Origin of the sequence: Bacteroides sp. 2_2_4 (assembly GCF_000157055.1) — a bacterium.
In the GTDB taxonomy this organism is placed as follows: Bacteria; Bacteroidota; Bacteroidia; order Bacteroidales; family Bacteroidaceae; genus Bacteroides; species Bacteroides ovatus.
The window spans coordinates 33,125-47,614 of the sequence record NZ_EQ973360.1; the positions used below are offsets into that span (position 1 = coordinate 33,125).

The 14,490-nt window shown below is 40.2% G+C and carries 9 protein-coding genes; 4 read left to right on the forward strand and 5 right to left on the reverse strand.

All coding sequences use genetic code 11. The annotated features are described in order from the left end of the window. Positions 1-11 precede the first annotated feature (11 nt). Positions 12-2,291, forward strand: a complete 2,280-nt coding sequence (bglX, locus tag BSCG_RS14430; RefSeq protein WP_008775999.1) for a beta-glucosidase BglX — start codon at positions 12-14, stop codon at positions 2,289-2,291. A gap of 147 nt (positions 2,292-2,438) precedes the next feature. Here bglX and BSCG_RS14425 read toward each other — a convergent pair whose 3' ends face one another. Further along, positions 2,439-2,876, reverse strand: coding sequence for a hypothetical protein (locus BSCG_RS14425; RefSeq protein ID WP_008776000.1), 438 nt, complete (start codon positions 2,874-2,876; stop codon positions 2,439-2,441). A 977-nt stretch (positions 2,877-3,853) separates the two neighbouring features. On the opposite strand from BSCG_RS14425, the gene BSCG_RS14420 reads away from it, so the two are divergent. Further along, positions 3,854-5,407 (forward strand): ATP-binding protein, encoded by a 1,554-nt coding sequence (locus BSCG_RS14420; RefSeq protein ID WP_004322320.1) that lies wholly within the window; start codon positions 3,854-3,856, stop codon positions 5,405-5,407. Positions 5,408-5,454: 47 nt separating this feature from the next. On the opposite strand, the gene BSCG_RS14415 is transcribed toward BSCG_RS14420, so the two are convergent. The 4 genes from BSCG_RS14415 to BSCG_RS14405 all read right to left on the reverse strand — a co-directional run bounded on the left by BSCG_RS14415 (position 5,455) and on the right by BSCG_RS14405 (position 12,028). Then, entirely contained in the window at positions 5,455-6,306 is an 852-nt protein-coding gene (locus tag BSCG_RS14415; protein ID WP_032849519.1) for a DNA/RNA non-specific endonuclease, read from the reverse strand. A 210-nt stretch (positions 6,307-6,516) separates the two neighbouring features. After that, complete coding sequence (locus BSCG_RS30245) at positions 6,517-8,589, reverse strand: DUF6359 domain-containing protein (protein ID WP_032849520.1); 2,073 nt, start codon at positions 8,587-8,589, stop codon at positions 6,517-6,519. Positions 8,590-8,609: 20 nt separating this feature from the next. Continuing rightward, positions 8,610-9,452: a DUF5689 domain-containing protein gene (locus BSCG_RS14410; protein ID WP_008776004.1), complete on the reverse strand. Its 843-nt coding sequence runs from the start codon at positions 9,450-9,452 to the stop codon at positions 8,610-8,612. A gap of 47 nt (positions 9,453-9,499) precedes the next feature. Next, a complete protein-coding gene (locus BSCG_RS14405) occupies positions 9,500-12,028 on the reverse strand; it encodes a TonB-dependent receptor (RefSeq protein WP_004299561.1) in 2,529 nt (842 codons plus the stop codon). Positions 12,029-12,228: 200 nt separating this feature from the next. Here BSCG_RS14405 and BSCG_RS14400 point away from each other — a divergent pair, with 200 nt between their 5' ends. After that, complete coding sequence (locus BSCG_RS14400; RefSeq protein WP_004299560.1) at positions 12,229-13,254, forward strand: endonuclease/exonuclease/phosphatase family protein; 1,026 nt, start codon at positions 12,229-12,231, stop codon at positions 13,252-13,254. After that, positions 13,251-14,411, forward strand: a complete 1,161-nt coding sequence (locus BSCG_RS14395) for a DNA/RNA non-specific endonuclease (protein WP_004299559.1) — start codon at positions 13,251-13,253, stop codon at positions 14,409-14,411. The genes BSCG_RS14400 and BSCG_RS14395 overlap by 4 nt, the downstream gene beginning before the upstream one ends. Positions 14,412-14,490 lie beyond the last annotated feature (79 nt).

Here is a 14,490-nt window from a genome sequence, read left to right on the forward strand (position 1 = left end):
TAACAAGAAAAATGAAGATAAGAAATCTTATATCTTGCGCCCTTTGCGGGCTTACTCTCTTTGCCTGCTCACCATCCGGGGGAGGGAAAGATAGGGAAATGGACCGTTTCATTACCGACTTAATGGACCGGATGACTCTCCGTGAGAAACTCGGACAATTAAACCTGCCTTCGGGCGGTGATCTCGTGACAGGTTCGGTGATGAACGGTGAACTTAGCGATATGATTCGCAAACAGGAAATAGGCGGCTTCTTCAATGTCAAGGGGATCCAGAAAATTAATGCCCTGCAACACCTTGCGGTAGAAGAAAGCCGGTTGAAAATACCTCTACTTGTAGGTGCAGACGTTATCCACGGTTACGAAACTATTTTTCCAATCCCATTGGCACTATCCTGTAGTTGGGATACGCTGGCCGTCGAACGTATGGCACGCATCTCCGCCATTGAGGCCAGCGCAGACGGTATTAACTGGACATTCAGCCCGATGGTCGATATTTGTCGTGATGCCCGTTGGGGACGTATCGCAGAAGGGAACGGAGAAGATCCTTACCTGGGTTCTTTAATGGCAAAAGCGTATGTGCGTGGTTATCAGGGAAACAATATGCAAGGCAACGATGAAATTCTTGCCTGCGTGAAACATTTCGCACTTTATGGGGCGTCCGAATCGGGACGCGATTACAATACAGTGGATATGAGCCGACTACGTATGTATAACGAATATCTGGCTCCTTATAAAGCTGCCGTTGACGCTGGTGTAGGCAGCATCATGAGCTCGTTTAATATCGTTGACGGTATTCCAGCCACAGCCAACAAATGGTTACTGACCGACCTGCTCCGAAATGAATGGGGCTTCGGAGGGCTATTGGTAACAGATTACAATTCGATAGCCGAAATGTCCTCCCATGGTGTCGCCCCTCTGAAGGAAGCCTCCATTCGCGCTTTACAGGCAGGAACGGATATGGATATGGTTTCATGCGGGTTCCTCAATACATTGGAGGAATCCCTGAAAGAAGCGAAGGTAACGGAAGAACAGATTAATATGGCTTGTCGCCGTGTATTGGAAGCCAAATATAAACTGGGACTGTTCTCCAATCCGTATAAATATTGCGATGCCCTACGTGCCAAAGAGAAACTTTATACGCCTGAACACCGTTCTGCTGCACGTGCGATTGCAGCTGAAACATTTGTTCTGTTGAAGAATGACAACAACCTGCTTCCACTTGAACAAAAAGGCAGGATTGCCCTGATCGGTCCAATGGCAGACGCACGTAATAATATGTGCGGTATGTGGAGCATGACATGTACGCCGTCTCGTCACAGAACATTGTTGGAAGGAATTCGTGCGGCAGCGGGTGACAAGGCTGAAATTCTATATGCGAAAGGCAGCAACATATATTATGATGCGGAAACAGAAAAAGCAGCTACGGGCATTCGCCCGCTGGAACGTGGAGACAACCGGGAACTGTTGGACGAGGCTTTACGCATGGCTTCCCGTTCAGACATCATTGTTGCCGCTTTGGGTGAATGTGCGGAAATGAGCGGTGAATCGGCTTCACGCACCAGTCTTGAGATACCCGATGCACAACAGGATTTATTGAAGGCTTTAGTGAAGACGGGCAAACCTGTCGTACTTCTTCTGTTCACGGGACGTCCTTTAGTCTTAAACTGGGAGGATGCGAATGTTCATTCCATATTGAATGTCTGGTTTGGCGGTAGCGAAACAGGGGACGCGGTTGCCGATGTATTGTTTGGCAAGATCACTCCAAGTGGCAAACTGACAACTACCTTCCCGCGTTCGGTGGGACAGCTGCCGTTATTCTACAATCATTTGAATACAGGTCGTCCTGATCCCGACAGTCATATATTCAACCGCTATGCCAGCAATTATCTGGATGAGAGCAATGAACCTCTGTATCCGTTCGGATATGGTTTGAGTTATACGGACTTTGTTTATGGTGAGTTGCAGATTAGCTCGGAAACCTTGCTTAAAAATGGTGAGTTGACTGTGTCTGTCACTGTAACAAACAAGGGGAACTACGATGGTTACGAAACTGTACAACTGTATCTTCGTGATATTTATGCGGAGATCGCCCGTCCGGTGAAGGAGCTGAAAGGTTTTGAACGCGTCTTCCTGAAGAGCGGGGAAAGTCGCGATGTTAAGTTTGTTATTACGGAAGATGACTTGAAATTCTATAATTCCGAATTACATTATGTTTACGAACCCGGAGAATTTGATGTTATGGTAGGACCGAACTCCCGTGATGTACAAACAAAAAGTTTCCAAGCAAAATAAAATAACATCTGATAAGTTACACCTGATACGGATTACACGGTCTTTTGATTGGCTAAAACTGTGTAATCCGTACCTAAAAAATAGTTATTGAGTACTTCTGTCACAGTCTCGATATACTTTCCATCAGATACTTGCCTCCATTCTTTATCATCGCATCAGCCGCCTCAAGCCGGCGCAAATTCTTCCAATCCAACAAACACTAAAGTTCTTCTCATATTTTGCGAAAATTTTCTCGCAATCCCGAAGTCGGTTATTTTGTCTTTTCATGACTGTTTGTATCTCTTTCATTCGAGCGATTTGCTCCCTTTGATACAAGAGTTCCTTGTCTTGACAGCCAATAATTTCAGCATATAAGTTACAGATATTTGCTTTTTCAATACATAGGTCTTCCAATGTGTCGATATACTCGGCTGTAACTCGATCCTTATTCTGATGCAGGAATCCGATAAGGCTTTCTTCATCGACAGTGGTGATACCTTTCTCATACGACATCGGGAATCTTTTCATATCCGCCCAAAGCCAGATTACTTCTTTGTTGATTCCATACTTGGCCGCCGCTTCTTCTACGCTAATCCATTTTGGCATAATGCTTTTGTTTTAATGTGTTCCACAATAAAGATTGAATATTATTTTGTTTATATGGAGCAACGGGCATTCACGTTTTCTGTATTTCGGGCGGACGGGAAATTGTTTAGGTTAGACTTTTTGGGGTAATCATAACCGACCGGACACAAAAAAGACGTGGATGCTGTTGCACCATTATCTACCTCCTAAGGCTAGCAATACCCTTGTACTAGACAATGATAACAACAGACACCCACGTCAATCGTTTATATATAACACATCTTTACCGGATATGTTGATATACAGTCGTTAACGTGGAGTATCTGTCGAATCATCTCTCCGTACAAAAGTTGCTAATTTTAGGAAGAGAGAGATAATACACATATACTCAATTAAGTAATATATAGCGCCTTCTACTAGTTCCATCACGCTGATGAGCAGAAAGCGTACGACAAAGATATACATATTTTTTTTAATGTGGTGGAAATATGGGAATAAATGCTAGAAGTTATGTATATTCAGCAAACCGGCCCAATTGTAATTCCTGGGAGATTTGGTTCAGGACAGCCATATCCCTGAAATTTGATTCATTCCAGACTGTTTTGAATAAAATAATGGAGTATTCTGAAAACGTTGTGATAAATCTGAAAAAGACGATTGAGTTTTTAAGATTCCCCGTTATCTTTTTATTATAAGATATGGGTCAAAGGTGAGGGATGGTGAGGGTAGATTTATAACTTTCGTATTTTTTTATAGATAAAAAAGGAGATAGTATAGAAAATAATAAAATAAAAGGTTATAAATCTACTCTCACCATCCCTCACCCTTGACCCATTCATTAGCGTACCGTTTAACTCGTTTCTGCACAAACAGTACGTACTGTTTTCTACACCTCATTCAGTTAAAAGCAACTATACTTATACTTTCCTTTTTTTAAAAGCTATGAAGTACCCGGAAATTTATTACCTTTGTGTAATTGATTTATAAAACCGGAGTATATGAGCACTAAAATTTATCCCATTGGTATACAGAATTTCGAAAAGATTCGTAATGACGGTTATTTCTATATTGATAAAACGGCATTGATGTATCAAATGGTAAAAACCGGTAGTTATTATTTCTTAAGCCGCCCGCGCCGCTTCGGAAAGAGTCTGCTCATCTCTACTCTTGAAGCCTATTTTCAAGGAAAAAAAGAACTGTTTGCAGGACTGGCTGTAGAAAGGTTGGAAAAGGATTGGATTAAATATCCGATACTACATCTGGACCTTAATATCGAGAAATATGACACTCTGGAGAGCCTGGATAATATACTCGAAAAATCGCTGACTGCTTGGGAAAAGCTCTATGGAGCCGAGCCATCCGAACGGTCATTTTCCCTGCGTTTCGCCGGCATCATTGAACGCGCCTGCAAGCAGGCAGGACAGCGCGTAGTCATTCTGGTAGATGAATATGATAAACCTATGCTGCAAGCCATCGGTAACGAAGAGCTACAAAAGAAATTCCGGGATACTTTAAAACCTTTTTATGGGGCACTTAAAACAATGGATGGGTGCATAAAGTTCGCGTTCTTGACCGGTGTCACCAAGTTCGGCAAAGTCAGCGTGTTCAGCGACTTGAATAATCTGGATGACATATCAATGCGGAAGGATTATGTTGAAATCTGCGGTGTCAGCGACCAGGAAATTCACGAAAATCTGGAAACAGAACTTCATGAATTCGCAGATGCACGCGGAATAACATATGATAGGCTCTGTACAGAATTAAAAGACTGTTATGACGGTTATCACTTTACGCATAATTCTATCGGCATATATAATCCGTTTAGTCTGCTCAATGCTTTCAAATATAAAGAGTTCGGTAGCTATTGGTTTGAAACGGGCACACCTACCTATCTGGTTAAGTTACTAAAAAAGCATCATTATGATCTGGAACGGATGGCACACGAAGAAACTGATGCACAAGTACTGAATAGCATCGACTCCGAATCAACCAACCCGATTCCAGTGATTTACCAAAGCGGATACCTCACCATTAAAGGATATGACGAACGTTTTGGCATATACCGTTTAGGTTTCCCCAACCGTGAAGTAGAAGAAGGATTCATTCGCTTTCTGCTTCCTTTTTACGCGAATGTGAATAAGGTGGAATCCCCATTTGAAGTTCAAAAATTCGTCCGTGAAGTAGAAACGGGAGATTATGATTCTTTCTTCCACCGCCTGCAGAGTTTCTTTGCCGATACGACTTACGAAGTAATCCGGGAGCAGGAACTACATTATGAGAACGTACTTTTCATCGTTTTCAAGCTGGTTGGCTTCTATACCAAGGTGGAATACCACACTAATGACGGGCGTATAGATCTCGTGCTACAGACAGAGAAGTTCATTTATATAATGGAATTCAAGCTAAACGGAACAGCAGAAGAGGCTTTGCAGCAAATTAATGACAAACGCTATGCGCTACCTTTCGAAGCGGATGGACGGAAACTATTCAAGATAGGAATTAACTTCAGTGAGAAAACCCGTAATATCGAAAAATGGGTGGTAGAATCCTGAAGTATACCCCGCCTTGAAAAGAGACTGTTATTATTAACGTGGTGATCTTATTCCAATCCCGGCCACGCTTTTGTTGAATACGTAGACTCAAGCGCATTTTCTAAATTATCATTCAGATTTGGGAAGAAATCAATTCCTGTCTTTTCTTCCAGTTCATCTATTGATAATGCATAGTCAACAAGTTTTATTGTTTTTGACGGTTTGCTGTCCGTATGTTCCATCCAGAAAGCAATTGCTTTGAAAGAATCTCCCTTTTTAAACAACAAAGCCATATAATAATATTTAGGAACAGGCTTGCTACGGTCGCCACCTATATATTCTTTGACTTGTTCTTCCTTATCAATCGTTCCGCCTTTTACTACATACAAGGTATCTGAAGCTGTACAGCTACGCCCCCATGACTGTACTTGCCCTTCCAATGCCAACCAAACACCTGTATTAAAATTGTTCCGTTGCGGACTCATATTCGTGTAATAAAAGGTTTGGTCGTTAGCTTCTTGTCGATAAAGTCTGTCGGCAGAAGCACAAAGATGCCCTCTATCATAACCTTTTTTCCCAAAATCTACTTGAGTACGCTGATATTCCGTATCAAGAGAAGGGTCCGGAATAAAATTATCGCCACGAGTTGCCCCTTGCAGTCTAGTTTGATTATCGAATCGAAAAGCAACCCAACGGGAATGCTTCTTACTCTTATCGTATTCCATACTGAAAGAGGTTACTTTCTGCCCATTGAAAGTGGTGTAGTGTGTTACAAACACATCGTTTGCACCATTGCGAAGTGCAGGTAGTTCTACGATGCCAGTGGCAAAATTATTGGAGTCGTTATTATCATCTTTATCACAAGCACAGAAACTTATACATAACAGACTCAACCCCCAATATAAAAATCTATAATTCATATATTGTATTATTATAATCAAACAAAATGGACGAAATTATATCTATCAAATAAATTCATTTAAATAAGCCATACAAGCTTCACGAACAAATATGAGAAACTCATAAAATTAGCATCTCTCTCATTCTTCTTTCCAGGATAAGAATAGAACAAGAGAGATGTTAAACTTAGATTAAAAGATTGCAATTAACTTATTGTCATAAAATGTATGTCATTCCTTCACTTCAACAACTTCAAAGTCATCAAAATAAATAAATCCAGAATTATCGCCTTCTTTATAAGTTCTCACTTCAAAACGTAATTTATTTGCTGTAGCTGGTGCTAGCAATGTTTTAGAATACAGTTGCCACTCTACATTATCAACAGAATAAGTACTAGGACGTAAATCATTAACATGATCATTCAAAGTAGTAGTTCCATCTACCCAGAATATCCACGGATGAGTTCTTGCATTTGGAGTATTATCCAAATACCAATATGATATTCGATAAGTTTTTCCTCCTTCAATTGTTATTTCCTGTTGAAGTTTATTGGTAGCTGTTGCATCCTGTTTCACGGAAAAGTTACCTCCGTGCACTATTGATGCTTCTTTGGTGATACCTGTATTGTAAGTTGCATTATCCCATGCCGTAGGTAAAGCCGCAGTCCAATTTTCAAATCCTGGATTAATCACCAAATTACCTTGTTCTGGCTCCGGGTCTACTCCTCCACCTCCTACAATACCTCCATCTTCAGTTTTCAAACTTGCATCATCTATCAACAAATCTTTTCCCGGACTTTTAGGATTCATAACAACCAAACATATCTTCTTTTCTTCTGTCAAAGAAAATGTGTAACTTTTTGTAACCCAATCCGCATTAGTGATCTCATTTACATATTCATCATATACATAACTTCCAGGTTTACCAGCTTCATCAATTGGAACATACCCCAAACGAGCACTAGTCTTATCAGCTGTAGCAGCCTTAAAATAAGCAGAAAACACATAAGTACCAGCCTTCAATGTCATTTCTATGCTACCTAGTCGCTTATTGCTTGATGGGTCTCCCTTTACTAAAACAGACGATGTACCACTCCGCTTATCAGTAGACTGTTCTAGAGTTGCACTGCTTGCTGTAGATACAGACTTCCAACCCGTCGGATATCCATCAGCCCAGTTTTCAAAACCTCCATTAGTTAACAATTCAGTACCTTCTCCCGGTCCAGGAACTTCTCCGCCTCCTTCACCATACAAAATATCATCAATTCCATAAGTCTGTACCTCTTCACCTCGCATTGCCATATACTGGAAACCAACAAAACCATTCTGCCCCGCATAAGTACTTAAATCTACCTTTAAATCACTTGTCCATTGATATGTACCAGAAGTAGGGATACCAGTAACAGATATTTCATGGCGTTCCATTTTACCATCTTTCATCTGCAAGAAGAATACCTTCAGAGACATTGTTTCAGAATACTTATTTACAGTAGCTTTAAAAGTAAATTGCTTATCGGCATTAACTGTAAAATAAGGAGTCACAAACCAATATTCTGCTGTCTCACCACTATTTACCCCATAAGTTGAAGCTGCCAAATATTTTTGAGGATCATAAATAGCACCTTGCCAAATTCTATTTCCTTTAACAGCCTTATTAATCCAACCAGCTTTTGAATAATCTGCCTGATGTTGAACATCGTCAAAATTATTAGATAAATCTACTAATGGAGCTACTGAAGTATCTAATCCCAGAGGATTATCAGGATCTAAATCTTCTCCACCTTGTTCTTCGCCAATCTCTTTATTATTAAATACTGCAGCTGTTGTATTTATCAATGCTGCTTTTCCAAAACCAGCACTTAACTCACCTTGAATCAACAAGATTCCTCCTTTATTTTCAGGATGGTCTTTCAAGTTTAAAGCAGTAGACAGTTCACTTCCATTCTTTATTTTAACCGGCAAGCATTTACTTTCATTGGTTTCATCTGGACTTTCAGCAATCAGCACATTAGATGTTATAGTAAAAGGAGCTGTAAAGCTGGCCTTATTGCCTGCAAATTCCCCTTTATCATCATATACATTTTCTATAGCACCCACAATATATCCTTGCACCCAAGCTATGGAACCGTCTTGTTTCTGTTGTGCAGCTTCTATATTATATGGATTCTCTTTCGTACCATCACCCGTCAGTCCCGGAACATCACCTTCTCCCAATATATCATAAGGAGCCGGTACATCACTACATGAACTAAATGTGAACACTGTAAGCAGCGTCAAGAATAAAGCATTTAGAATCTTTTTCATAATTATATGTGTTAATTGAATTAATTATTTCGTTTGATATCGTTTAAAGTACGAACAACAACCTCCCATTGGTTATTGTAACGCAATAAAATACCTGTAATATTTACACTGCCCTGTGGCATCACTTCCATTGAAAAATTAGCATAAGCGCTGGTATAAAGGAATAAGTTACTTCCACTCTCCGTACCATCGGCATAAGTAAAATAACGTTTTACCGATCCCTCATCACCCGGAGCGTAAGTCGCAATTCCATCTGCTTCGGTAAGTTTCACATTTTTGAAGGTAACCAATACCGGAGCTTCTTTCAAGTTTATAGCAGCAAGTTCGGCAGGAGTAGTAATTTCAATCGGTGTCAATTCCGAATAGTATAACTTAGGTTCGTTTATCAAACGTACATGTTGTTTCCATACATATTCCGGCATACGTCCTACTGCATTATTATAAACAGTTCCGATCTGCGCCTGTTTACGATAGCTACCTATCTGCAAACCCTTACAGTCAATCACTACTTTCTGACCTACCGGGCAGAATGCATACAATCCGGTTGCATTAACACCAATAACGATCGCTCCTGTTTCATCTGCCACCACGAGCTTCTTATACAAGTTTCCACTTTCATCATCGCAGGTAATTACTCCTTCAATACGCGTTTCACCTTCGATAGTCGTATAAGTATCTTTGCTTGTATCGATGAAATCATTGTATTTCTCTTTCAACGCCGCTATTGAAATCGTACGTCCTTCCGGGATCGAGTTATTGCCATAAGCATTTCCCGTCACCGGATTATCATAGTTCTCACAGGAAGTGAGGCCTGCGCCACATAGCAGTAATCCGGTACATAATATAGATAGTAATTTCTTCATAATTGTTTCTTCCTTTCTTTTTGTTTTGGATTGATAACTACACATTCTTAAAATCTATAACCAATGTTCAAGAAAGCATTGAACGGGAATGCGTAGAAATACTTAGAATTCTTGGAAAACTTGTAAACACGTGCGTCACCGTCTTTGTAATTATCATCACGGTTTTGTTCGAAACCACCTGTACGCAAATCTGTATTGTTCAGGATATTAGTCAAACTTAAATTGAGACTAATGCTCTTTCCATTGCGCAAACGGATATATTTTCCAATAGAAGCATCCAACATAAATCCGCCATCCAGTTTCTCCTGACCCGGTACATTGAGAACCGGATTTCCGTTAGCATCTACACCAGCACCATTCTTATCCAATACACTGCCAAGACGACGATAGCTTGAGAAATCGATATATACACGATCATAATAATTTCCTGTCAAATTGAAGAACCAACCTTTTACGTTATAATCCAAAGCAAGACTATAAGCAGAAAGCGGAGTGCCATTGGCACGCATACCTTTAGCATAAACACGGTCGAGGTTTGACTCATTCTCACTTTCATACGTCAACACAGCATCCGGATTATTGGTATACTTAGCTTCGCTCCAAGTACCGATAGCTGTTAATGACAGCTCACTTGTCAATTTAAAGGTAGCAGCAGCTTCTATTCCCCAATGTTCCTTTTCAATACCGTTCATAGAAAGATAAGTGAAACGTGCTTCGCTATCGTTATAGAAAGCATCCATTTCTACTTGATTCTGGAAACGAGTGTAATAACCCGTCAAACGTCCCATCACCCAAGGAGTATTGAAGTTGTAAGTCAAATCACCACCAATGATACGCTCTGTTTTCAAATCTCTCACAAAATCGTTCTTAATACGCGGAGCGATGAAAGAATTGTAAGCCAGCGGTGCACGTTCTTCATATCCGGCATTCAACGTAAAGGAATGATTGCCATTGATAGCCCAATTCAGACCAGCTTTTATACCGCCTTCCAGGAACTTCGCCGTACCGCTACTACCTAGTGATTTCAATGGCGCACGTCCGTTTCTCATCAAGCCATCACGGAACATTTGTGTAGATCCGATTTTACCGGAAGCAAAATAATTTAATGATCCACCATTATTACCCTGATAACGTACCCATGCGCTCTGCTTATTCACATAGATGTTATAGTCATAACCAAATTTATCACCTTCACCAATACGACGGTTAGGATTATCGAGGTCATTCTGCACCATGCTGGAACTAGCGCCATGGTCACGTACTGCGAACTTGTCGACATCCGTATAAAGTTGTCCACCCAGCAAGTCTTTCATTTTCTTATAATGCATACCTTTGGTTGTATTCACTGCAATTCCGGCAACATAGCTATTGCGCTCATTCCATTGATGATTGAATACAGAACTTAAGTTGAAAGCTAACTGGTCGTCGTGACGTTCTTCCACATAATAAAGCGTCTCTTTACCTAATGCATTCGCTTGTTTATTGGCAAAATAAAGAGCATCCCAATCCAACTGACGATAAGCTTTATTATTCTTCCAATTATCAGTAACCTCATTAAACTGCTGCAGTTCATCGGCAGTAGGAACGGATTCCCACACGTCGAAGATAGAGCTAGGCAACTTTTTATAATAATCCGGACGCGGATCGGCTGCATTACCATTCCAGCCCAAAGCACTTTTGCCATAATTGGAATATTTGAATCCGGCACTCGTCACCAGTTTCTTATTATCATCAATGGTGAAATTCCATGAAGCGATGGCTGATGGCTCGAACTGGCGTACAATACGCGCATTTCTTTTTTCTCCATTCTGATATCCCCAGTTCGGATTATAATAATGACTGTTTGCTAAATAATAGGCTTCTTCAGTTGCCGCCATTTGCTGCCCTCTCTCTGTAGGTGTTCCCCAAGTTGCCAAAGAAAGACTATGGCGATCATTGAATACTTTCTCTGCACCGAGGAAGTAAGAAAAAGAGTTGTACTTGATTCCTTCAATATTTCCCTCGTTACCCCAACGATATCCCAATGAACCGGTAAAGGCCCATCCATTATTCATCAGACCTGTAGAATAAGTATACATTCCACGCAAGATATAGTTGCGGTTACTACCTGATAAGGTTAGTTTTGAACCGGCCGCATATTGGCTGGCGCGTAAATTGATATTGGAAGCTCCCCCTATGGCTCCGAAAGTAAAGTTGTTAATTTCAAAAGGACCGATCCCCTCCTTATTACGGGTAGCATCGTTCAATCCTCCTATTAATCCGTAACTGAAACGTCCTGTTTCTGCATCATTAAACTGTACCCCATTGATATACATGTCACTATACTGGGAATCATATCCCCTCACACGAAATCTCATTGGGCTAAACAGATAACCTACATTTGACAGATAAACATCATTGTTAGAAGTGACCAATGCAGATGTGCTCTGTGCTGCATCATCATCCTCATTCAATTGTGATTCTGTAAACATGAAAGAAGCATTGTCCTCACGGGCGTTTTGCTTTGCCTTTTGCTGAGCAAAAAGTGCTGGCATTAAGCAAAATAGCACGATCGCTAACCCTAGTCGTTGTTTCATAATTTAATTTATATTAATGTTAATTGGTCTTTCGCTTTGCAATACAAATGAAATAAGCTGTTACGCAAAATAACAAAGAATTTTATAAATAACAATGTTTTTTACAAAAAAAGTAACTCGTAAGGGTGGGTTTTTCGTTTTCTTTTTAGATATTTGTCATACAAATGACAAATTACCCACTTTTAAAATCAATTTCAAAGATGAAAAAAAGCTTAATGACTTTAGGTGTACTCGCTCTTTTCGTCCTCATGGCCTATGGACAGGAAAAGAAATTTGCCCTCTACAGTGTAGCGTTCTACAATATGGAGAATTTGTTTGATACCATTCACGATGAAGGTAAGAATGACTACGAGTATCTTCCTAACGGTACTAATCAGTGGAATACGATGAAGTATAAGGCTAAGCTGAAAAACATGTCGGAAATATTAAGCCTGTTAAGTACCGACAAGTTGCCAATGGGTCCCGCCATTATCGGCGTTTCTGAAATCGAAAATTACAGAGTATTGGAAGACATACTGAAGCAACCGGCTTTAGCAGACAGAGGGTACCGATATGTTCACTACGAAGGAGAAGATCAACGTGGTGTGGACTGTGCTTTCTTCTATAATCCCAAATTGTTTGAACTGACAAATAGTAAACTCGTACCTTATGTATATATCAATGATACAGTGCATAAGACACGTGGTTTCCTGATTGCCAGCGGCAATATCGCAGATGAGAAAATGCACTTTATCGTCAATCACTGGCCTTCGAGAGCTGCCGCTTCTCCAGCACGTGAACGCGCAGGAGAACAAGTTAGAGCTATCAAAGATTCACTGTTAAGGGAAGACTCCGCAGCCAAAATTGTTATCATGGGGGATATGAACGATGACCCGATGGATAAAAGTATGGCTGTAGCACTTGGAGCTAAACGGAAACCTGTTGATGCAGGTCCTACAGACTTGTACAATCCATGGTGGGATACTTTGAAGAAAGGATATGGAACTCTGATGTACAAAGGTAAATGGAATTTGTTCGATCAAATTGTATTCACCGGAAATTTGTTGGGCACTGACCGCAGTACACTGAAATTCTATAAACATGAAATCTTCAGCCGTGATTTTATGTTCCAAAAAGAAGGAAAATATAAAGGATATCCTAAACGGACACAGGCAGGTGGTGTATGGCTAAACGGATATAGCGATCACTTGCCTACTATTATTTATCTAATTAAAGAAGTGAAATGACAAAAGCATTATTTAAACTATTCATCCTGTTCATAACTTGTAGCACTGCAATCTCATGTAGTGAACAGGATTCGCCTGAACTTCCAGACAACTCAGGCAATACCAATCAAGGAATTGCCTCTATTGACCAAACACAAATCAATGCCAATGGAGGCGGATTTATCATTCGTGTAAAAGCTGATGGCACATGGCAGGCTTCAAGTAGTGAGACTTGGTGTACATTGAGTAGAACATCCGGCAATGGAAATGGCTCTATCAGTGGATATATGAAAGCAAATACCGGAGCTGAACGAAGTGTCATTATTACAATCACAGCCGGAAAAGAGGAGGCCAAATTCACACTCAAACAATTAGCAGGCAATGGTTCAAATCCTGTTCCAGATCCGGAAAAACCTTCGGGATATGCAAGCATGCTTGAGATTCCAGCGTTAAAAGGTGGAAGTATGAACCAATTTATCACTCATACAACTAAACGGAATGGCAAAGATTACCCAACTTATAGTTTGGAATACAGTTACAAGTATAAACATTCTTATTGGATAGCTTATCGTTTCGACAATACAACAGGCGGAAATGTTGGACGTAATGAAGCATACAAACCCGATCCTGAATTACCATCACAATATGCGGCAAAGCACAACGACTATACAAATTCCGGATATACTAGAGGGCATTTATGCGCATCATCAGACAGACAGTACTCCAAAGAGGCCAATCAACAAACATTCTATATGTCAAACATAAGCCCGCAATCTGGTAACGGATTCAATCAAAGTGGAAGTGCCTGGAATACGGGAGAAGACAAAGTACAAGCATGGGGATATAACATTTCAAGATCAACAGATACACTATATGTTGTAAAAGGAGGAACTATTGGAGAAGGCATGATAAAAGGATATATAAAAAATGAGATAGCTATTCCAAAATATTTCTTTATGGCAGTACTTTTCCGTAGCGGAGATAATTATAAAGCAATAGGATTTTATATGCCTCACGAAAATCTTAAAGATGATCCTGACAAAAAAGACCCAAAGAAATATCTCATGTCGATTGATGCTTTGGAACAAGAAACTGGCATAGATTTCTTCCATAATCTACCCGACAATATCGAAAATACAGTAGAAGCAACTTATAATGTAAATGATTGGCAGTGGTAAAAAACAAGACACGTTACTAGCAATCATTAGATAAAAGATTTCATGTGATTTTTAAATATAATAAAAAAGAGGGGTGCAC